Consider the following 20563-nt stretch of genomic DNA (forward strand, 5'->3'; position numbering starts at 1 on the left):
AACATTCAACTTCTCTGGGGTTGAGGGCGCGAACATACTTCTCCGAAAGCAGTTGAAACGGAGACGCTATGCTTCACAACGCCTTGCGCGGCATCAAAGTCGTGGACTTGTCGCGCATTCTTGCCGGCCCCTGGTGCACCCAGAACCTGGCTGATCTTGGCGCCGAGGTCATCAAGATTGAACACCCGGCGCGCGGCGACGATACGCGCGCATGGGGCCCGCCCGACCTGCGATCCGACGACGGCGGCGCGGCCATGTCCGCCTATTTCATGGCGTGCAATCGGGGCAAGCAATCGGTTGCCATCGACTTCGCCTCGGAAGCGGGCGCGGCGCGCGTGCGTGAACTGGTCGCGCAGGCCGACATCCTGGTCGAAAACTACAAGGCAGGCGGGCTGCGCAAATACGGCCTGGACTATGACTCGCTTGCACGCATCAACCCACGCCTGATCTATCTGTCCATCACCGGCTACGGCCAGTCCGGCCCCATGGCCGACAAGCCCGGCTATGACTACGTGTTCCAGGGCATGGGCGGGCTGATGAGCTACACCGGCCAGCCCGACGGCACGCCCGGCGCCGGCCCGCTGCGCACCGGGGTTGCCGTGGTCGACCTGATGACGGGCATGTACGCCACGTCCGCAGTCTTGGCTGCCCTGCGTCAGCGCGATCAGACGGGGCAGGGCATGCCATTGGATATCTGCCTGCTGGATGTGGCCGTGGCCCTTAACGCCAACCAGGGCGCCAACTACCTGGTGTCCGGCGTGGCGCCCAAGCGCAGCGGCAACGCGCATCCCAACTGTGCGCCCTACGAAGTGTTCGCATGCGCCGATGGCCATTTGATCCTGGCGATTGGCAACGACGCCCAGTTTGCACGCTTTTGCACCGTGGCCGGGCATCCCGAATGGGCGCTGGACGCGCGCTACGCGACCAACAGCGCGCGCCTGTCGAACCTGGACAGCTTGCGCGAGCTGGTCGCGCAGGCCTTGGTGGCTGCGCCGCGCCGGCACTGGACCGATGCGTTCGACGGCGCGGGCGTGCCATGGGGGCCGATCCACACGCTGGACGAGGTCTACGCGCATCCGCAAGTCCTGCATCGGCAACTGGTCCAGACCGCTACTCATCCCGTGCTGGGCGACATGCGGCTGGTGCGCAACCCGCTATTGGCCGGCACGCCGGCCAATGCGCTGGGTGCGGCGCCGCCGCTGCTGGGCGAGCACACCGACGCCGTGCTGGGCAGTCCGGCCACGATTTGAACTACCCCGAGGAGACAACAATGACATCCATTAAAAAACTGCCGCTTGCGGTTCTGCTGGCCTGCCTGACCACCCCTGCGCTGGCCGCCGCCGAGTATCCCGACAAGCCCATCCGCCTTGTCGTGCCGTATGCCGTGGGCGGCACCACCGACATCATCGCGCGCGTCGTGGGCAACAAGCTGGGCGCGCAGTTGGGCCAGTCGGTCATCATTGAAAACAAGCCGGGCGCGGGCGGCAGCATCGGATCGGCCTACGCCGCCAAGCAACCCGCCGACGGCTACACCTTGGTGATGGCGGTAGAAAGCTCGCACGCCGTCAACCCCAACGTCTATGCCAAGAGCGCCTACGACCCCGTCCGCGACTTTGCGCCGATCAGCAACCTGGCCGACGTGCCCAACGTGCTGGTGGTGAACCCGGCGTTGCCCGCGCAAAACCTGGCGGCGTTTCTTGCCTTGCTGAAGGCCGATCCCAACAAATACGCCTTTGGCTCTTCCGGCAATGGCGGCTTGAGCCACATGAATGGCGAACTGTTCATGAAGACCACCGGCACGCGCATGCTGCACGTTCCCTACAAAGGGTTGGGCCCCGCGCTGAATGACCTGGTTGCCGGACAGGTGCAGGTGGTGTTCGACAATATTCCGTCGTCCTACCCCTTGATCCAGGCTCAACGCATCCGCCCCTTGGCGGTGGCGGCCAAGCAGCGGCTGAAGGTGCTGCCGGACGTGCCCACCTATGCCGAGGCTGGGTTACCCGCCATGAACAACCCGTCGTGGTTCGGCCTGGCCGCGCCGGCCGGCACGCCCGCGCCGGTGCTGGACAAGCTGAACGCGGCGGTGCGCCAGGCCTTGGCGGACCCGGCCACGGTGGATGCCATCGAACGGCAGGGCGCGGTGCCCAGCCCGATGTCGCGAGAAGCATTCGGCGCGTTGATCGCACAGTCGAACAGCCACTGGAAGTCGGTGGTCGAAGATATTAAATTCGAAAAAATGCAGTAAGAGGAGCGCTTGTGAACACCAAGAATCTGTCCTTTCCCCATGCCGACGTCCAGATCGACGCGGCCGGCATCGCCACGCTGACCATGCAGGATGCCGGGGTGCTGAACATCTTGAGCACGCCCGTCATCAATGGCCTGCGCGAAGCGCTCACGCACTTGCAGGACGACGAGTCGGTGCGCGTGCTGGTGCTGCGCGGCGCAGGCGACCGCGCCTTCGTGGCCGGCGCGGACATCGCCGAAATGGCCGCGCTGGACGAATCCAGCGCCCAGCGCTTCATCTCGAACTTGCGTGACCTGTGCAATGCCGTCCGGCATTTTCCCGTGCCGGTGATTGCCCGCATCCCTGGCTGGTGCCTGGGCGGGGGACTTGAATTCGCCTTGGCGTGCGACCTGCGCATCTGCACCGATGACGCCAAGTTCGGCATGCCCGAGGTCAAGGTCGGCATTCCGTCGGTGATCCATGCGGCGCTGATGCCCCGGCTGATCGGCGCTGCCAACAGCGCCTGGCTGCTGCTGACGGGGGAACTGATCGACGCGCGCCGCGCGCAGGACTGGGGGCTGGTCAATGCCGCCGTGCCCGCAGCGCGGTTGGACGACGAGGTGAACAAGCTGGCGCAAGGCTTCGCCGCGTTGGGGCCGGCGGCGTTGCGTCAGCAGAAGAAGTTGCTGCGCCGCTGGGAAACGATGTCGGTGGACGCTGCCATCGAGGACAGCGTCGCGGAATTCGGCGCGGCCTTCAACACCGGCGAACCGCAGAAGTTCATGAACGAATTCCTGGCCAGCAAGCGCGGCGGGAAGGGCTGATCAGAAGGTGATCAGGCATTGATTAAAGCGTTGATTAAGGTGCGAGGGGGCGATCAATCCGCGCCGCGCGTCGCGGCAACGATCGGGTCGTCCAGCAGGTACTCGGCCACCTGTTCCACGAACGGTGACAGAGGCCCGTCGGCTTGCGTCACCAGCGTCAACTCACGCAGCGCCCAAGGTTCGCTGATGGCCACCGCCGCGATGCGCTGTTCGCGCAACGCGGTGGCGGCGATGCTGCGCGGCACCAGCGACACGCCCACTCCTGCCTCAACCATCGCCAGCACGGCGTCGAAGGTGTGCACGTGGATGCGCACCTTGGGCGTCTTGCCCGCCAGCTTGGCCATGTCGCGCAAGAAGATGTAGTTGCTGCTGGCGCGGCTCATGCAGACGAAATCCAGGTCCAGCACCGCCGGGAAGCGAATCGGTGAATGTTGCACCACAGGATGATTCAGCGGCGCCGCGATGATCAGTTCATCGATCGCATAGCGGATGGCCTGCACCCCGGCGGATTCGGCATGGCCGGCAAAGATGCCGATATCCGCTTCCTGCCCCGCGATGGCGGCCTCGATCGTGTTGCTGGAGCGCTCTTCCAGCAGGATGTTCACATTCGGGTTGGCCGACAGAAAGCGGCTCAGGCTGGGCACGATGAATCCGTTCAACGAACTGCTGTTGGCGAACAGCTTGACGCTGCCTTTCAGCCCGCTGGCAAAACCGCTGACCTCACCATGCATGCGCTCCACGCCGGCCAGCAGCGAGCGCACATGCTTAAGCACAAACGCGCCTTCCGCTGTCAGTTCCATGCCGCGCGCTTCGCGCTTGAACAGCGGCACGCCCATCGCCAATTCCAGGTTCTTCAGCCGGTAGCTGGCGGACGAGGCGGTCAGGTGGACCGTATTGGCGCCACCCGACAGGCTTTGCGCCTCGGCGATCGCAAGGAACAGGCGGAGGTCGGTGAGTTCGTAGCGCATCTTGCAAGATTACCGTGGCCGTTTTTGCTGCGTCACAGATACGGCGTGGCCAGCCAGATGACCTTGTTGCGCAGCCGCTTGGCGAATGGCGTGCCGGCCAGAGTTTCCAAGGTTTCCGCTTTGGAATTCGCGATCAGCCCGTCGATCCGGGTGCCGATCCAGCGCGCCACGGTGGGGTCGTAGATTTCGCTGTCCAGCTCAAAATTCAGGCGCAGGCTGCGCGGGTCCAGGTTCGAGGAACCCACGTAGGCCCAGGCGTCGTCCACCGTCATCAGCTTGGAATGGTCAAACGTGCCAAGCGCGCGCCACACGCGGCAGCCGGTGCGCACCACCTGGTCCAGTTGTGCGGACATGGCGAAGTCCACCAGCCGCAGGTTGTTCTTGTTGGGGATGACGATATCCACCTGAATACCGCGCCGCGCGGCGGTGGCCAGTGCACCGATCAGGGTCTGGTCGGGCAGAAAGTAGGGCGACTGGATGCGCACGTGGCGCTGCGCCACGGCCAGCGCACCCAGCAGAATGTTGTGCGAACTGCCAAGCGCGCGGTCCGGCCCTGAGGGCACGCAACGCATCGGCACATTGCCCGTGGGCGGCAATGCGTGCGGATCGAACCAGGGCCGTGCCGGCAACGATTCATGTGTCGTGAAATTCCAATCGTGCGCAAACACCGACATCAGCTGCGTCACGATGGGCCCTTCCACGCGGAAGTGCGTGTCGTGATTGACGGCGTCGCCCGCCAGCGCGGTCACAAACGCCGCCCGCACGTTCATGCCGCCGGTAAAGCCCACGCGCCCGTCTATCACCAGCACCTTGCGGTGGCTGCGCAGGTTGGCATACGGCATGCGCAGCACGCCCAGCGGATTCGTCATGAAGCGCGCCACCGGTACGCCGCCGCGCGCCAACATGCGCACGATGGGCGGACGCGAATACTTGGAGCCGATGGCGTCGATCAACACCCGCACCTGCACGCCCCGCGCCTGCGCTTCGATCAGCGCCTGCGCCATTTCACGGCCGATCTCGTCGTTGTCGAAAATGTAGCTTTGCATCGCGATGGCGTGCTGCGCGTCGCGGATGGCTTGCATCATGGCCGGATACGCTTCATCGCCGCCCGCCAGCGGCTGCACCGCATTGCCGCCCAGCAGCCGGAACCGGCTGACGCGGTCGCCCAGAATCTTCAGCGAGGCGAACTGCGGGCCGGACACCGCCGCGACATCCACGGGCAAGGTGTCGACCTGCTCGGCGTCCACCACCATGGTTTCGTCACGCAGTTGCGACACGCGCGTCTTGCGAATGCGGTTGATGCCCGCCACAAAATAGAACAGGGCGCCGAACAAGGGCGAAAACAGCGCCACCCCCACCCAACCGATGGCCGCCCGGACGTCCTGCTTGGTCATCGCGGCATGCACCGCCGCCCCCGTCCCCGCCACGATGCTGACGGCAAACACCAGATGGGGCCAGTAATCGATCAAAATTGCGTGTATGCGATCCATAGCGATGACGTAAAAGTCGGCCTCCGGGGTTGAGCCATGCGGAAGGATAGCAAGGTGCGTGGCGTTGGCAATGGGGAGGAAGATAAGGGGCTTTTGACGGCCCCAAAAAATATGCTATAGTTCGGCCTCTTCGTTGCTGAGCTTCAGTTTGAAGCGCGGCGGGGGAGAAAAAAGTGGTGCTGAAAAGTGCTACTGAAGTAGTACCCCAGAGGTGGCTGTAGCTCAGTTGGTAGAGTCCTGGATTGTGATTCCAGTTGTCGTGGGTTCGAGCCCCATCAGCCACCCCAAGAATTCCCCTTACATTACAGACGCTTAGGCGTCTGTTTTGCTTTCTCGGGGAGATTCTGGGGAGAAATCGCCAATTCTAGGCGGCTCATCTCCCGGTCGTTCTGATCGCCGTCCAGCCATTTGGAATAGGTTTTCAGGAACATCTCCACGCTGTGGCCCAACTGCTTCGCGCAGAAGGCCGGCGTCATCCCAGCCATCAGCATGACCGTCGCGTAAGTGTGCCGCATGTTGTACGGTCGCCTGTAGCGAATCCCAAGAAGTTTTAGCGTTGGCGTCCAGAAGCTGCGCCGGAACGCGCGCTCATCTTCCCACTGGGCCGCATAGCGTGGGTCGTGGAACACCGCCGCGCCGGTTACCTGTGTGTGCTGCCGCTGGGCCTGGATTGCGCTCAACGCGCGGCTGTTCAGGATGACCTGGCGGGCCACGGCCGTCTTGGTCCGGTCTTTCCGCTTCCCCCGAACCAGAGCTTCCGCCACCAGAATGGATCCAGATGCGAGATCCACGTTCGGCCATTGCAAGCCAAATACTTCGGACGTACGCAGGCCGCTCCAGAACCAGAACTCGATCAGGTTGTGGACCTGGCCGGGAAACCGCTGCGCGACTGATTCAAGGATGCCCTCCATTTCTGGTCTGCTGAATGGGTCGGGAGGCTCCCGCTGGTATTTTGCCCGGGGAATGCCAAGGGCCGGATTCTCGGTCAGAAGGCGGTCCTGTACGGCCAGGTCCAGGGCTTCGCGTACGACCGACACATAGTTGTTGATGGTCTTCCCGGACAAATCCGGGCGGCCAGCAACAACGGTCAGGAAATGGCTTAGCTTGGCCGAACGCAGGGGGACCATTCCAAGACGGGTGCCGTGGCGGTCGCAGATCGAGTGTTTCCAGAACTTGATGGCGTTGGAGTATCCATCGCGCGTCGACGATTCTATGCGTTGGGCAGCCAGCCACGTATCAAGCTGACCGCCAAGTGTGCCGACCTCTTCAACCACCGCGTTGGGGAAGTATTCCGCCAGGCTGAATGTCCGGTGGCGGATCTTCTCTTTGATCTCGATCGCCAGACGGTGGCACCAAGAGTTTCAGCCAGAGCATCGCAGGCGATGTTGCGGGCCTCTTCAATTTCTTCCCAGTCGCCGCCATGCATCTTGTCTTCAATCGCGGCGATCGTCATAGCGCCACCTGTTCGATAGTTACGCGGACCATCCCGCCCTTCGCCTTTTCCCGGATCTCAGCGGGCGCGAAATGGAACCCGCGGTCATTCATGCCGATAGCGTCCGCAATGCCATCCGTGCCCGCCTTCATGCGGGCCGCCAGGTTGTCTCGGTCGTAGGCACGAGCGTCGGGCGGGAAGAACTCATACGCGATGCGCACTCCGAGGAACTGGCTGAACCCGTCCGCCTTGGAAAGAGCTGATCTGGCCAGCAGCCGCGCGGCGTTTCGATATCGCTTCTTTGCTTGGGAAACCGGCGCCCAGTGCCCGCGGTGGTTGGGGCTCAGTTCCTTTGGTGGCCAGGGCAAGTCGACAACGATCATGCTCCCTCTCCCACGTTCAACCCGATCCCAAGCGCCCGCCTGGCCATGGCCAATACGGTCATCGAGTAGCGCCGGCCGCCGACCCGTTCACTCTCCCTCAAGATCCTCACTGCCCAGCGCCGCTCGTTAGGCACCGCAGCGAGTTCTGGCAACTCCATCATGCTTGCCTCCTATAGCTAGGCCAGTCGAACACCACCATCCGGCCGCCACCCTCGCGAAGGCGATCAATGACACGCTCGCCCAGGTACTCGGTCACCCTGTCGCGTGCCGAGCGGGATGCGCTGGTGGCGATGGCGCGAGATGGATTGTGCGCCCTGGCGATGAAGGACGCTCTGAAGCGGATCATCGAGAAGCCCCGCGCCCGGCAGGAGGGCGATATGTGGCTGGTGTGGTGCGCAGCAGTTGGACCCAGCCCGCGCGCAACGTTCGAGTCCGCCTATTTGGCATGGGCCCGCCGGCGTGGGTGGCTGGTATGACGGCCGATCTGCAACGGTGGGAACTGCGCGACCCGATGCTGGTGGTGATGAGCCGTCAGCAGGCCGCTCTGAAACGATCGTGCGAGGGCTGCGCGCATGCCAAGACCATCGAGACGCCATTCATCGGCGACACAATCACGCGCTGCCTGAAGGGCAGGCCCTACGGGAAGAAGTGCAGCCGGTACGAGGTGGCCAATGGATAGCAGCTTGCCGGCTTGGGTGGAATCGGAAATCCACAACTGGGCGCGCGCCCAGTGGGAAGGGGAGTGGCCCGGCCCTGGCAGACCGGTGCATGACGAGCCGGCCGTCTGCGCCTTCCCCGCAGAGCCTGGGCACGAGGATGACGACGAGCCCCCGCGCATCCCCGTGAACCATGACCGCGCGCGCCAGGTGAACCGCCTCTATGAGGCATTGCCCCTGGCGGAACAGCGCGTGATCCAGGCCGAGTACACGCGCCGCAATGAGTATGGCGATTTGCCGGCGCACCTTCGCCAGGACAAGGCGTGCCGCGTGATCGGGATCGCGCTGCCGTACTACAAGGTGGCGCTGGGCAGTTTCAAGCAGCAGGTTTGGAGGATGTTCGAATGAAGTACGCGCACGAAGTGATTGATCTGCTGGGCGCTTTTCCGGGACGTCGGTTCAAGATGCGGCAAATCATCAACCACGTGGCGCCTAGAGCCGATCAGCGCCAGCGGGCCGTCGTCCGTACCGGCGTGTGGCGCGTCCTGGTCGCGCTGGAAGAAACCGGGCAGATAGCCAGCACACGCGATGAAGAAGAAAGCCGCGTCCATGTCGAATATTGGTGGGAAACCATAACATCTGCTTCTGGAAAAGCATTTCAGAAACCATCACAATACGTGCGGGAACTTGCGTCCTGAACACTGCTAACTGAGAGACTTCGGCTATCAGGTTGGGACGGAAGTTTCTGCTATCGGCTTCACTTCACCGGACTCGAGGAGTGCGGATCTAGCGAGGTCGGAGTCGAAGCTCGCTTCCTCAAATGGGTGAAGTCCTAAGCGGTAAGCGATGATCACCCGGTTGTGCCCAGAGAGGGGCAGATTGTCCAGAAGCGCATATCGTTGGACATAGGCGTTGAATTTCTTCCCGTCATGAAGGAAACCGTTGAAGTAGATGACTCTCAATTCCGGGCCGGACAGTCGAGCACGAATAATAGAAACGGCGTCCCACTTTTCCGCCCAGCTCACGGTAGGGTGTGAATCCACCCATCTGAGCAGTGAATAGAGGGTTCTAATCAGTGCGCCTAATTGCGGCTCATTTGAGGCGAAACAACGCTCCCACCACGCGACCGTAGAGCTTCTATGCGTAGCGCGAATCTCCTCCTGCTCTGTTGCGTCGACTGATTGCATTTTCTTAATCAGAGAATGGGTCTCTTCATTGCTTGGAGTATGGCCCAATCGCAGAATTTCATGAAGCGCAATGACTCCGGTGAGGCGGGGGTCAAGCTCTGTGCCGCTTCCAAACTGAAGCCCCGATATCAATTCTCGGTAGCTGCTAGTCCAACCAAAGAAAGACTGTTCGAAGGCTTGCTTGGCAAGCTGCCGGCGCTGCTCCTCCAACTCGTCCTGTTGCGAGCGTAACGTGAGTACGAGTAGCACGATCGTCACAAGGCCTGCGACGGGGTTGACAATTCCTCCCATAAAGTCGCCGAAAGCTCCCCAATCCGCCTGGTCGGTAGAGAACTTTCCTTTGAACGTACTGCGGTAATACCAAAAGGCGATGCACGCACTAGAGATAGGAAGAAGTGAAGTTAATGCGATGAGGCGAAATGTTCGCCGCACACGAGGAGTTTTCATGATGTTGAGCTCGATGCGAGCTGACCGCATCTTGTGTAGTTAATTGTTACGGTATAGGAACTGTATTAGATATGGCGCTGACAGACAAACAGCGCCGCGTCGGCGCATTACGACCCAAGCCGCCAGCCGCTTTGTTGGCAGACGATTTGCTTTACACCTGCCTGACGCCAGCGCCTGAGTTGCTTGCCTGGGTACAGGACAGCATCCTGGCTGAAGACGGCCCCCTAAAAAATCCTGAACATTTCCATCTGATCGACGCAGACCTGGAGTTTCTCTGGGCGTCCCAAGCGTTCTCCAAGCAGGGCAGAACTGTTTTGGGCCAATGCGAGGAGGTGATGTTTCGAGCAGGAGGTTGGCAGAAGGCCAGGCAGGAACAGCAGTTCCGTGATTGGTTTGGACGGATTCCTCGGTTTGTCGTCACCCTGGCCGCCGACTATTGCGCTCAGTGTTCGGACGCCGAGTTCTGCTCACTGGTGGAGCACGAGCTCGACCACATCGCTCATCTCACCGATGAGTTTGGCAGTCCATCCTTTGGCAAGGATGGACTGCCAAAGCTTGGACTACGTGGTCACGACGTCGAGGAGTTCGTCGGAGTCGTGCGGCGTTACGGGGCGTCCAAGGATGTGTCGGCCCTGGTCGATGCTGCAAAGCTGTCACCCGAGGTCGGTGTGGCGGCCATAGCCCATTCTTGCGGGACTTGTCTTAAGGTCTCGGCCTAGCCCCTGCTTTTAGCTTCGCGGCCGTTGGCCATGGCCTTGCAATAACCGTAGAAGTCATCTTTGCGAGTCAGGTTCTTCCATTCTGCCCAAGCCTCATCTATGAGTGCTTCATCGTCAGAAGAGATAGCCTGCTTCAGCTTTTTCTGACAAGCCCGGGCCGCATAAAGGTCAAAGCCCGTGAGCATGCAGCAAGTCTGGAAACAGTCGTCGTAGAGCAGTTCATCAGTTGTCTTTTCGAGCATGTCGGCTCCGGTCGGAATGTTTTACCTGCACCATACGGATTTAACATTATGGCAAAGCTCAATGAGGCGGAGCAGCGGTTCATTGTGCAAGCGCTCGCCTGCTACGACATCCCGACCCAGGTCGCGGACGCGGTAAAGGAAGAATTCGGTTTAGAGGTTACGCGCCAACAGGTTGCGGCATATGACCCCACCAAGGTTACGAGCAAGGCCCTGGCCAAGAAGTGGCGCGACCTTTTCGCCTCAACCCGCGAGCGCTTTCGCAAGGAAGTCGCAGAGATTCCCATCGCTGACCTCGCCTACCGCCTGCGTCAACTGCACCGGATGGTCCAAGAGGCAATGAGGCGCAAGAACATCGTTCTCGCCGCGTCATTGCTGGAGCAGGCTGCGAAAGAGCAGGGCGGGATGTTCACGAATCGGCGCGAACTCAGTGGCCCCAATGTAGGGCCAATCCCGACGATGCCCACGACGATCGAGCTGGTAGCGCCCAATGTCCGAAAGAGCGAGGATTGAGCTACCGCCAAAGCTGATTCCAGTATTCAGCGGCCAGGCCCGATACAGGGGTGCGCATGGCGGGCGGGGATCGGGTAAGACCCGCTCGTTCGCCTTGATGACCGCCGTTCGCGCGTACATGTTCGCGGAGGCTGGTGCATCTGGCGTGATCCTGTGCGGCCGCGAGTTCATGAATAGCCTGGAAGATTCCTCTATGGAGGAGGTCAAACAGGCAATTCGCTCGGTGCCGTGGCTTGATGCCTACTTTGAGATTGGTGAGAAGTACGTCCGGACCAAGAACCGCCGCGTTTCATACGTCTTCGCGGGCCTTCGTCACAACGTAGACAGCATTAAATCCAAGGCGCGCATCCTCATAGCTTGGGTGGATGAGGCCGAAAGCGTCAGCAAGATCGCCTGGCAGAAGCTGGCCCCCACTGTCCGCGAATCAGGCTCCGAAATCTGGATAACCTGGAACCCGGAGAAAGACGGCAGCCCCACGGATGAGCGGTTTCGCAAGAATCCGCCGACCGGCGCCAAGATTGTCGAGCTCAATTACACGGACACCCAGCCGCGTACCTGACTGGTTGAACACGCCATGATCCCCACCGCAGTCACGATGCTGGCCGGCTGGAAGGGCTACGCCGCAGCGGCCCTGGTAGGGGTTATGGTGCTGGCTGCTGCCGGAGCAGGGGTCCGATGGTATGGAGTAAGCCAATTCGAGGCCGGGGCCATGGCCAAGGAAGCCGAGATTGAGAAACGCCAGGCGGCAATCGAGCGCGCATGGCAAGAGGAAAGGGATCGTGCTGATGCCAAATACCGAGGCGCCGTGCTGGCGCGGCAGCAAGTGGAAGAAGACCTGGGTCAGGCTGAGCGTGATCGTGACGCCGCTTTTACTCGTGTTGACGGGCTGCGCGAGCAGCTCGCCCGCCGGGGCACCGCGACTGCCAACTCCGGCGGCCGATCTGATGGCGCCAGCACCGACTGGATCGGACTATTTGGAGAGTGTCTCGCTCGAGCTGAAAGCCTTGGACACAGACTTGGAAAGGTGGGAAAGGATGCTGCTCGATGGGCCGATCAAGTAAACGGCCTACAGGGCCACATTCAAAGTCTTGGCATTCCTACTCCACCATAGCGACCCCACCATACGCTTCAGCAATTCGCACAAACTCGGCGTGAACGTCAATTCGATGGTCTGCCATGCGGCTAATTTTCCCCGTGGCCTTCGCTTCTTCGAACTGCTCCAAGAATCGCTCAGGATCCGTCCTGTCCATCCCTTGGAAGTTGAGGAATGAGTATTTCGTCCAGTCGGATGCTATCAGCCGCTCGACGGTCTTTTCGGGGAAACGCAACTTGCGGACAGTCGCGGGTGACCCGGCCACAATGGCGTAGGGCGGCACGTCCTTAGTGACGATCGATCGCGCAGCTATCACGGACCCTTTCCCGACTCGAATGGGCGCGGCGAAAAGAACGTCATTACCGATCCAGGCGCCGTCCTCTACGACAATGGTCTCATCCCGTTGAGGGAAGGGCAGAAGGTCGAACTGCGCGCCATTGTCGCGGGCGAACGCACCGTACGGAGCGGCGCCGGAATAGTCAAAACCGCACATGCCTATCCAGCCGACTGGGTGGTCACTCGCCATAATCGCGGCGTTATGCCCGATAGCGCAGTACCTGCCTACATGTGCGGTCTTCCCAAGATCGCTATGGCTATACGAGAAGGCACCAAGACTGCTAAATGCGCCGCCGCCGAACTGCCCCGAATAGCTCTCCATCAACGCGGGCTGCTTGTCCGTGTTGTAGGCATTACCGATGCGCAACCAGGTCTTGTTGTAGCGCTCAGACGGATGCAGGAAAATCCGCTTCTCCTGAAGAAAATCGATGTGCTCTTGGAGTACGGTAATCGTCGGCAATTGTGGGCTCCGAATTGTTTTGGCAGGATGGAGTGGGCTTCGCATCTAAAGCGATGATGCGTGTTCTCTTATATCTATGGGCACCGGTCACCAATCTTGAATTTTATCCGGGCTGGCCAAAATCGTATGACCCGAACCCATTCAAAGCGGCGGAACCACTGTTGGAAGCACTGCCTCGTTCCGTCTACAGAAGGCGACTCCCCAGCACTCGGAATTAATGCGCCATTTGGTGCACTTCATTGCCTCGATGGCAGAGGCCAAACGAACGCCCGCTGCCGCAAGGGCATGGTGAAATTGGATTTAGGTATAGAAATATGGAGCCTCCAGGCTGATACGGGCGTAGAGGTAGCGCGAATGGATTCGGCGAGGGCAGGGGAGCGTCGAAATCTACCGAAGCTTTCCTTTTGGAAGGCTGCGCCGAATCGTCGCTTCCAATCACCATTTCTCGAATGTGGGCCCATCCTCCAGGCTTCATTCCTCGCGGGACTTCTAAGAAGTTTTCGCCGATGGAGATCATTGTCTCCACGCGATAAGCCCTAATGCCGCTGGTGCGATGCACTACGTCTTTGCGCGAAAATATCACATCCTTGTCCATTTCCGCGTCGATTATCCATCCCCTATGGAACGCCTTAAGTCGCTCAATGCGCAACTCTGACGGCGGAATTGTGCGTAGAGCTAGTTCGATGCGGTTCTTTTTGCTACGGATAGTTATTCGGCCGGCGATGGTCGTCACGTCCCAATTGTCAGTAGGAGTTTTCCATTCGTTGTCTTCGATTGACAACAGGGGCTGGCCGTCTTCCCTCAGGAAGTTGGCGTTTATGCGATATGAGGCACCAGTTTCTTCGGGGGGCTCGACCCACAAAACCCTCTCTCCCTCAATCTCCAGAATCGTGTCCACATCTCTGGCGGAAACTCCGCCGAGATAGATAGTGGGCGGTTGCACACTGACTTCAAAAACCTCGGAGGCGAACCCCAACCGCAAACATTTTGGCTTGCGGTTGGCTTGAGCGACTCCTTGGGAGGATGCCCATCCCGTCGTCTTTTTGTTGTGGCATCCTCCGCACAGGAGCGTGATTCCTTGGGCGGTGTGCTCCATAGCGTCTTCAAATTCGGGATCGAAATGCTCATATTGATAGACAGCGCTTCCACACTTAATGCACCCGAAGCCGCAACGCTTTCGCACGGCCCTCTTAACTTCGGATGGGATGTAACGCGTCAATCCGTGCTTGTTCACATCGTTCGCCATTTTCACGTCCTTCATGATTTGTATCAAATTATAGAAGGCGTTCTTGACAGCCGTTGGGCTAACTACGACCCAGTTTATGGGGTACTGGAGGGATTTATATGATCGAGGCGCAGCATCTACCTTCCTTGGGAGTAGCGTCGCCCGACAACTATCTAGGTGCCATCCCCTTACGCAACTTGTTGGGCGCTTCCATCAAATCCTGCACATCCTGGTCGCGCTCAATCACACAGGTTTCTGCGCGCAGCGCTTCCATGAATTCGTCGTACAGGTCGCCGGTGACCCCAGCGGGGCGCTTGAAGTCGTTTGATAGCTGGTAGGCGCGCAGCAGGCTGGCGCGTAGGCGCTTAACCTCCCACAGCAGGGCGATCACATCGGTGTTCCATGGCTGCCGCTCACGGATGACGCGCAGATCGTTGTGGGAGAGAGGCGGTTTGAACGGCATGGCTGAAAATACTGGTTGAATATCCGGTATATTCCAGCGATGTCGGGGTCACTTCATCGGCGTGGCGATGAGTTTGTCAGAGGGGAAGGGGATCAGGAAGTCGCGGCTGTCGGCTGCTGGCGCTGTGAGCCAGTCGCCATAGGCACCTTCCGGCAGGATGACGACCATGCGCTTTTCCTTGCCCGCTTGGTGGTAGTCGCGGAATAGCGGATCATCGTCCGCATTGATGGTCAGCATGGTGTAGCTCTCTTGCCACTGGCCGGCCTCGTCTCGGTACCGATCCCAGATGCCGGCTATGCCGAGCGGCGCACCATCCGCACGTGTGAATCTGGTCGGCACCGATTTATCGGTCGGGAGCCTGGCCTTGGTTTCCTCGCGATGGTCAGGCTCGAATATCGAATCCGCCGGGATGATGCAGTGCTGGGCACGGCGCCAGGCGTTGCCGAACGTGAACGACTTTGGCGCCGTCTCGCTGCGCGCGTTGAACGTCGAAAGCTTGCCTACCTTGTCCAGCCCATCGGGCTTGGTCATGGCGCTTATGAGACCCCAGCGGCCAACGACTGCTTCCCGCTCCGGTACCGCCTCGTCGCCTGCGTCATGCTCCACCGGCCGGCGCACGAACACGCCTGGGTAGCGCGGCCACATGTCGTACTTGCCGCTGGCGGCCGGCTTCTTTCGCACGCCGAATTTCTTGAGCAGCATCTCGGCGTCTTTCAGAGTCTGGTAGTGGCTGCACATGGAACCCTCCAAGGAGGATTCCAGTATAGGGGAGCTCTTCCGCGGCTGGGGGAACCCACAGTCAAACCTCTATACGGGCAGTTGTGGTGTGGGTCTGCTCCAGTTGAGTTAGCGGATGCGGACTTCGTACGAAGTAGGGTTACGGCCGCTTACTAAGCCTAGTGCCAAAAGGTCGATTTTTTTACCCGGAGTCAATTCCGATTCCGCGGTGGCTGAAACGATGACCACAGTCATCTTCTCTTCTCCAATCTTCTGACTTTCCACGGTAGTGGTCGCGTACCGGGTCGCAGTGCAGGTGCCCAATTCGTCGATCTCGAACTCACCTGTGTCGACCTTTTGACCATTACTATCGAGAAAATCCAGGGCAACTTTGAGATTTCGGTAGCCCGATAAGCCGCCGCCATCAAGGAGAATTTGTGCTGCGTAATAGCCCTGATTCGCCCAGAGTGTGTCCCAATGGGTAATGGTGATCTGGCCGAGTTCTTCGTTCTGCATTGATGCCTCATCTTGCTGTTGGGGGGCTTATCTTTTACCAGATATTTCCCGTTACAATTTGGCGGCCTGAAGGAAATCCTAAGTCTTGGAAGTTGAGCGCTCAGCGATTAGCGTTGCACCGCGCCGAGTGGGTTGTCCGCAAATAATTCACTTTCGGGGAAGAATTCAGGGAAGAATATTGGATACGCAGGGGAATGATAAAAGCGGTATTCCTTTAGAATCAACACGATAGATCCCCAGTAATCCCCGCTATTCCCCTATTATCTGGGTTCGAGCCCCATCAGCCACCCCAAAGAATTCAAAGAAATCAGCCGCCTAGAGCGGCTTTTTTCTTGTCCGCCGATTCTGCAATCGGTGGCATGAACCGCGATTGGTGGCATCGGTCAGGCACTGCTCTTGATCTTCACCACGCGCCGCAGCAGTTGGCCAAAGCCGAACAGACCGAGCAGGTCAGCTAAGCATTAATCATTCGCCGCCGCCGGGCCGTCTGCCTGTTGCGGCGTAGCGGTATCGCGCCGTTGCAGCATGCGGGCGACCCGTTCGCCCGCGATCTGAAAGCGCTGCGCCAGGGACGCCGGCGCCAGCACATCGAATTCCACTTCCAGCGCCAGCAGCCAATACGTCAGCGCCTCCAGCGACTGGCCGGTGCAGCGGAGCAGGCAACGGCCATCGTCTAACGCCTCGACCTGGCCGGCCGATGCGGGAATGCGCGCTGCAATCTCCGCGTGCGGCGCATGCAGCACGATGCGGGCCTCTTCGGCGTTGGGCGCCTGCCCCACCGCCCGCGTCACATAGGCGCGTAGGTCGCCACCTTCGGGCGGCGGACGCGGCGCGAAGTGCGCGCCCAGCGTTACCGCGCCGGTGATTCGATCGAGTCGGAACGTGCGCCAATCGTCGCGCGCCGGATCCCACGCCACCAGATACCAGCGATACCCCGTGTGCGCCAGCCCCTGCGGCTCGACCTGACGCGTGCTGGGCTGTCCGCGGCTGTCCGCGTAGTCGAAGTTGACGCGCAACTGGTCGCGGCAGGCGGCGGCCAGCGCGGCCAACAGTCCCGCATCGATCATCGGGCCCCGGCTCGGCAGCGGCACGATGGCCGACCGCAGCGCGTCCAGCTTGTGGCGCAGGCGCGTGGGCATCACCTGCTCTAGTTTGACCAGCGCGCGCAGCGCAGCTTCTTCCACGCCACCGACCGTGCCCGTGGCCGCGGTGCGCAGCGTGATGGCCACCGTCAGCGCCTCGTCGTCGTCCAGCAGCAGGGGCGGCAGGGCGTTGCCCGCGCGAAAGGCGTAGCCGCCCGCCACACCGCTGCTGGCCTGGATGGGGTAGCCCAGTTCGCGCAGCCGGTCGATGTCGCGGCGCAGCGTGCGCGGATGCACCGCCAGAGTCTGTGCCAAATCGGCGCCGGCCCAATGGCGGCGGGTCTGCAATAGGGAAAGCAGGCGCAGGAGTCGGTTGCTGGAGCTGAGCATCGGTCAACGATAGCCTGTATCAAGGGCGGAAACTGTCCGCAATGGATTTTAAAGTTCGTCCGTCGTCAGCGGCCATGGGGCCGCGGCACTCCCCCAATCCGGAGCTTGTGTATGTCTATCGTTTTCCATTGGTACCCCCAGTCCAGCGCCTCCCCCATCGCCTGCGCCCTGGCCGAACTGCAGGTCCCGCACGAACGCGTCAAGGTGGATATCCAGGCCGGCGAGCAGCGCCGCCCGGAATTCCTGGCCTTGAACCCCAACGGCAAGGTGCCGACCCTGACCGTGGACGGTGCGCCGCTGTTCGAAGCCTTGGCCATCCACCTGTGGCTGGGTGAACAATGGGGCGTCGAGCGGGGCTTGTGGCCCGCGGCCGGCACTTCGCAGCGGCTGGCCGCCATGTCGTGGTGCACGTGGGCCTACGTGACGTATGGCGCGGTGGTCTCGCGCCTGTATGTCGTCGCCCACGGCGACGAGCAAAGCCGCGATGCCCACCAGGCCGAGCGGGCCATCGCCGACCTGGATTCGCTATTGGGGCTGCTGGATGCGCATCTGACGCGCCAGCCGTGGATGGTGGGCGACAAGTACTCGCTGGCTGACCTGGTGGTGGCGTCGGTGGTCGGCTACACCGCCTTTCTGGGCGCGCCAGTGGCCGCCCATCCGAAGGTGCAGGCATGGCTGAGCACGATCAAGGCCAGGCCGGCGATGCAAGGCGAGGTCTGAAGCGACGGCGGGCCTGAGCAACCCAGCGCGCCATGTTGCCGCGCGTGTGCGCGGCCGCGCCCAAGCCGGCTTGACGCACTATGGTAGGAATCGCCTGCATCGTGTCCGCGATTTCCTGTTCTTGCCCGATTCATTCAAGTTCTTGCCCTGGCTGCCGTTAACGCTGATACACCTTCATACGCCCACGGAAATCAGCGCCATGTTTGATTGGATCTCTCTTGCCCTAACCATCATTGCTCTGATTGCTTGGGCAATCCATCGCCAAAAGAAGCGGCATGACGCGCTGTTGGCCAAGTTTCGCGAACATAATCAGAGACTCGGTACGTCCTTTCCTGAAAACAGTGTCGACAGCGAGCTGATTCTTAGCGATAAGGACAAAAAGGTCGTCATTGCGTTCGACCCCCAAACCCGAAAACTCTGCATGGTATCGGGGGTGAAGGATCCGGGTGAGGTGCTCGACTTTTCCTACATCAGGCAGTGGCAGTTGAAATGGACCGAGGTTTCAGGCAACGGTGGGCTCGCTTTCAAGGATGTCCATTTTGCCTTTTCCACAAACGACCTTAAAAGGCCATTGCTCCACATCGCCGTCCCCGGCAAGGGCTATGGAGATACGTGGAATAGCCGCCTTGCAATTCTGATGGGCGCTTAAGGGACTGCACGCCTTGGCGGCATCTTGATTCACGTGGCAGGCTTGCCCGCACCGCGACGCAAGCCGCAAACCTGAAGCGCCTCCACCCGCATTCAAGCCAACCCGGGAATGGAACTTGCTGTAGTCCTGTTTCCCAAGCCGCCCACGCGGCTTGATAGATCCTCTAGGAGACCGGACATGGCTGACCACGTCATCAAGACACTGAATCACCTCATCGAAACCTCGAAGAACGGACAAAAGGGCTTTGAAGCCGCGGCCGATGACACGAAAAACCCCGAGCTGCAGCAGCTATTCAGGAACCGGGCGCAAGATTGCGCCGCGGGGGCCGCGGAGTTGCAAACCGTGATCGCGCAGTTGGGTGGCGTGCCCGAGGACAGTGGCACGGTTGCGGGTGCGGTGCATCGCGGTTGGACAAACTTGAAGGCCGCCGTGGCCGGCCGCACCGATCTGGCGATTTTGGAAGAGTGTGAGCGCGGCGAGGACGTGGCCAAGGCGGCCTATGCTGACGCCCTGAAGGAACCGCTGCCGGAAGAAATTCGCGTGATCGTGGAACGGCAGAATGCCGGCGTTGTGCGTAATCACGATCAGATCCGCGACCTGCGCAATCGCTACAAGGCCGCGAAGTAACTTGCCACCGGGGCTACACCTACGAGCCCCCCTAAAAGGTGTAGCCCGGGTATAGCCCGAATGAAGCCCTGTCGCTTGGCGCGGTGACAGACTGGGAATAAAGAACCAGGGTGCCTCGGCGTGCCCCTACAGCAAGCGCTCATCCACCCCATTGCGCAAGTCATAAGGCGACCACAAGATCCGCCCGACGATGCGAACCTCGCATCCGTCTTCCTTCTCCAGCGCAAAAGGCGCATAGGCCGGGTTCAACGACTTCGCCAGCCAGCCGCCTTCGCGTTCGCGTGCGATGCACTTCACGATCATCTTGCCGCCATGGTTGATGGCGTAGACCGTGCGCGGGTCGATCTCGCGCGGGTCGGTGATAGGGTCTTCAAAGAACAGCATGGGTCCGCCGTTGCGTATCACGGGTTCCATACTGTCGCCTTGCGCATACACGATCTTCATGCGGTTGATCGGCAGCTTGAACGATTCCAGAAATGAACGGCGCAGCAGAATTTCGCCGATCTCGGTCTCGTGATAGTTCTCGATGCCGAGCCGGCCGGCGGCCAGGCGCACATCCAGCTCGGGGATGGGCATGAATTCCTGATCGTTGGCGGAATAGCCCGCATGGGCGACGTGGCCGACATTGGCGGCGGTGCTGATGCGCAGCGCCTGCATGCGTTCGGCTTGATGCGTCGTGATGCCGTCCGGATCCCAGGGCGCTGCGGACACCGGCGCCATGGGAAATTCGTCCGCGATCGCATCGATATTCAACAGGGTGCCGCGTTTGGATTGCGGGGACTTGGATTGCGCGGCCGCCGCCTTCGTCTTGACCCCCATCTGGCCCAGCGCCAATAGCAGCGCGCCTTCCAGGCGCTTGAGCTGATCGTCGGCCAAGCCTTTGATCAGCGACTGCGGTACCGACGCGAAGGGCCACGCCACGTCCGTGGCCGGGGCGGCAAGTGGCGCCGCTGCCGATAGCGATGCGGCCTTTTTAGCTTCGGCCGCCAATCGCGGGCTGATCGCAGCCAGCGTGCAGCCAAACCCTTCGGCGTAAGCCATGGCCGCTTCAATCCCAATGGGACGGCGGCCGGTGATGTGCTGATAAATCATCGCCTGGCCGCCCTTCACGTGGTGGTCACGAGCAAAGGCCGCGCGGTTCACGCCTTCAAAGCGTGCGCGCAGCGCGGCGGCTTCCTCTTCGATAGTCCACATTTTCATATA

At 60.8% G+C, this 20563-nt stretch carries 26 protein-coding genes and 1 tRNA gene; 14 read left to right on the forward strand and 13 right to left on the reverse strand.

Translation table 11 applies throughout. The features are described from left to right. Positions 1–68 precede the first annotated feature (68 nt). The 3 genes from M2361_RS01205 to M2361_RS01215 are packed head-to-tail and all read left to right on the forward strand — an operon-like array spanning position 69 to position 3048. Positions 69–1250, forward strand: coding sequence for a CaiB/BaiF CoA-transferase family protein (locus M2361_RS01205; RefSeq protein ID WP_259245845.1), 1182 nt, complete (start codon positions 69–71; stop codon positions 1248–1250). A 20-nt stretch (positions 1251–1270) separates the two neighbouring features. Next, on the forward strand, positions 1271–2245 hold the full coding sequence (locus M2361_RS01210) for a tripartite tricarboxylate transporter substrate binding protein (protein WP_259245846.1): 975 nt from the start codon (positions 1271–1273) through the stop codon (positions 2243–2245). Positions 2246–2256: 11 nt separating this feature from the next. Next, the gene (locus M2361_RS01215; RefSeq protein WP_259245847.1) at positions 2257–3048 is read left to right on the forward strand and encodes an enoyl-CoA hydratase; all 792 of its coding nucleotides are present in this window, start codon (positions 2257–2259) and stop codon (positions 3046–3048) included. Between the two features lie 53 nt (positions 3049–3101). Here the strand turns inward: M2361_RS01215 and M2361_RS01220 are convergent, their stop codons facing one another. Next, on the reverse strand, positions 3102–4016 hold the full coding sequence (locus M2361_RS01220; RefSeq protein WP_259245848.1) for a LysR family transcriptional regulator: 915 nt from the start codon (positions 4014–4016) through the stop codon (positions 3102–3104). A 32-nt stretch (positions 4017–4048) separates the two neighbouring features. Then, entirely contained in the window at positions 4049–5506 is a 1458-nt protein-coding gene (cls, locus tag M2361_RS01225; RefSeq protein ID WP_259245849.1) for a cardiolipin synthase, read from the reverse strand. A gap of 211 nt (positions 5507–5717) precedes the next feature. Here cls and M2361_RS01230 point away from each other — a divergent pair. Continuing rightward, positions 5718–5793, forward strand: a tRNA-His gene (locus M2361_RS01230). A gap of 15 nt (positions 5794–5808) precedes the next feature. Here the strand turns inward: M2361_RS01230 and M2361_RS01235 are convergent. Further along, positions 5809–6780 carry a tyrosine-type recombinase/integrase gene (locus tag M2361_RS01235; protein WP_404976229.1) on the reverse strand — a complete coding sequence of 324 codons (972 nt, stop codon included), beginning with the start codon at positions 6778–6780 and terminating at the stop codon, positions 5809–5811. Between the two features lie 175 nt (positions 6781–6955). Continuing rightward, a complete protein-coding gene (locus M2361_RS01240; RefSeq protein ID WP_259245850.1) occupies positions 6956–7321 on the reverse strand; it encodes an endonuclease in 366 nt (121 codons plus the stop codon). Between the two features lie 472 nt (positions 7322–7793). On the opposite strand from M2361_RS01240, the gene M2361_RS01245 reads away from it, so the two are divergent. Genes M2361_RS01245 through M2361_RS01255 form a run of 3 tightly spaced genes read left to right on the forward strand, consistent with a single transcriptional unit; the run spans position 7794 to position 8675 of the window. Continuing rightward, positions 7794–8000, forward strand: coding sequence for a hypothetical protein (locus M2361_RS01245; RefSeq protein ID WP_259245851.1), 207 nt, complete (start codon positions 7794–7796; stop codon positions 7998–8000). Next, complete coding sequence (locus M2361_RS01250) at positions 7993–8385, forward strand: hypothetical protein (RefSeq protein WP_259245852.1); 393 nt, start codon at positions 7993–7995, stop codon at positions 8383–8385. The genes M2361_RS01245 and M2361_RS01250 overlap by 8 nt, the downstream gene beginning before the upstream one ends. Further along, complete coding sequence (locus tag M2361_RS01255) at positions 8382–8675, forward strand: hypothetical protein (RefSeq protein WP_259245853.1); 294 nt, start codon at positions 8382–8384, stop codon at positions 8673–8675. The genes M2361_RS01250 and M2361_RS01255 overlap by 4 nt, the downstream gene beginning before the upstream one ends. A 27-nt stretch (positions 8676–8702) precedes the next feature. On the opposite strand, the gene M2361_RS01260 is transcribed toward M2361_RS01255, so the two are convergent. Then, positions 8703–9611: a putative phage abortive infection protein gene (locus tag M2361_RS01260; protein WP_259245854.1), complete on the reverse strand. Its 909-nt coding sequence runs from the start codon at positions 9609–9611 to the stop codon at positions 8703–8705. Positions 9612–9682: 71 nt separating this feature from the next. Between M2361_RS01260 and M2361_RS01265 the strand changes: the two genes are divergently transcribed. Further along, positions 9683–10330 carry a putative metallopeptidase gene (locus tag M2361_RS01265; protein ID WP_259245855.1) on the forward strand — a complete coding sequence of 216 codons (648 nt, stop codon included), beginning with the start codon at positions 9683–9685 and terminating at the stop codon, positions 10328–10330. Here M2361_RS01265 and M2361_RS01270 read toward each other — a convergent pair. Then, positions 10327–10572: a hypothetical protein gene (locus M2361_RS01270; protein ID WP_259245856.1), complete on the reverse strand. Its 246-nt coding sequence runs from the start codon at positions 10570–10572 to the stop codon at positions 10327–10329. The genes M2361_RS01265 and M2361_RS01270 overlap by 4 nt on opposite strands. Before the next feature lie 48 nt (positions 10573–10620). Here M2361_RS01270 and M2361_RS01275 point away from each other — a divergent pair, with 48 nt between their 5' ends. From M2361_RS01275 to M2361_RS01285, 3 genes are read left to right on the forward strand one after another with little or no spacing between them, the layout of a single operon-like run. Next, positions 10621–11082: a DUF2280 domain-containing protein gene (locus M2361_RS01275; RefSeq protein ID WP_259245857.1), complete on the forward strand. Its 462-nt coding sequence runs from the start codon at positions 10621–10623 to the stop codon at positions 11080–11082. Further along, positions 11060–11641: a phage terminase large subunit gene (locus tag M2361_RS01280; protein ID WP_259245858.1), complete on the forward strand. Its 582-nt coding sequence runs from the start codon at positions 11060–11062 to the stop codon at positions 11639–11641. Before M2361_RS01275 ends, M2361_RS01280 begins: the two co-directional genes overlap by 23 nt. A 15-nt stretch (positions 11642–11656) precedes the next feature. Next, entirely contained in the window at positions 11657–12193 is a 537-nt protein-coding gene (locus M2361_RS01285; protein ID WP_259245859.1) for a hypothetical protein, read from the forward strand. Here M2361_RS01285 and M2361_RS01290 read toward each other — a convergent pair. The 6 genes from M2361_RS01290 to M2361_RS01315 all read right to left on the reverse strand — a co-directional run bounded on the left by M2361_RS01290 (position 12180) and on the right by M2361_RS01315 (position 17364). Continuing rightward, complete coding sequence (locus tag M2361_RS01290) at positions 12180–12971, reverse strand: CatB-related O-acetyltransferase (protein WP_259245860.1); 792 nt, start codon at positions 12969–12971, stop codon at positions 12180–12182. The two genes, M2361_RS01285 and M2361_RS01290, sit on opposite strands and share 14 nt — an antisense overlap. Positions 12972–13185: 214 nt before the next feature. Next, positions 13186–14232, reverse strand: a complete 1047-nt coding sequence (locus M2361_RS01295; RefSeq protein ID WP_259245861.1) for an SEC-C domain-containing protein — start codon at positions 14230–14232, stop codon at positions 13186–13188. A gap of 133 nt (positions 14233–14365) precedes the next feature. Beyond that, complete coding sequence (locus M2361_RS01300) at positions 14366–14659, reverse strand: hypothetical protein (protein WP_259245862.1); 294 nt, start codon at positions 14657–14659, stop codon at positions 14366–14368. A gap of 48 nt (positions 14660–14707) precedes the next feature. Further along, positions 14708–15397, reverse strand: coding sequence for an SOS response-associated peptidase (locus M2361_RS01305; RefSeq protein WP_259245863.1), 690 nt, complete (start codon positions 15395–15397; stop codon positions 14708–14710). Between the two features lie 108 nt (positions 15398–15505). Continuing rightward, entirely contained in the window at positions 15506–15892 is a 387-nt protein-coding gene (locus M2361_RS01310) for an IrmA family protein (protein WP_259245865.1), read from the reverse strand. 461 nt (positions 15893–16353) lie between these two features. Further along, positions 16354–17364: a YafY family protein gene (locus tag M2361_RS01315; RefSeq protein ID WP_259245866.1), complete on the reverse strand. Its 1011-nt coding sequence runs from the start codon at positions 17362–17364 to the stop codon at positions 16354–16356. Between the two features lie 111 nt (positions 17365–17475). On the opposite strand from M2361_RS01315, the gene M2361_RS01320 reads away from it, so the two are divergent. The 3 genes from M2361_RS01320 (at position 17476) to M2361_RS01330 (ending at position 19360) form a co-directional block, all read left to right on the forward strand. Next, positions 17476–18084, forward strand: a complete 609-nt coding sequence (locus M2361_RS01320) for a glutathione S-transferase family protein (protein ID WP_259245867.1) — start codon at positions 17476–17478, stop codon at positions 18082–18084. Positions 18085–18283: 199 nt separating this feature from the next. Next, a complete protein-coding gene (locus tag M2361_RS01325; RefSeq protein WP_259245868.1) occupies positions 18284–18733 on the forward strand; it encodes a hypothetical protein in 450 nt (149 codons plus the stop codon). 177 nt (positions 18734–18910) lie between these two features. Continuing rightward, on the forward strand, positions 18911–19360 hold the full coding sequence (locus M2361_RS01330; RefSeq protein ID WP_259245869.1) for a PA2169 family four-helix-bundle protein: 450 nt from the start codon (positions 18911–18913) through the stop codon (positions 19358–19360). Positions 19361–19486: 126 nt separating this feature from the next. Here M2361_RS01330 and M2361_RS01335 read toward each other — a convergent pair whose 3' ends face one another. Then, complete coding sequence (locus M2361_RS01335) at positions 19487–20560, reverse strand: LexA family transcriptional regulator (RefSeq protein WP_100856777.1); 1074 nt, start codon at positions 20558–20560, stop codon at positions 19487–19489. Positions 20561–20563: the final 3 nt, after the last annotated feature.

Source organism: Achromobacter sp. JUb104, from assembly GCF_024806975.1.
Lineage (GTDB): Bacteria > Pseudomonadota > Gammaproteobacteria > Burkholderiales > Burkholderiaceae_B > Achromobacter > Achromobacter spanius.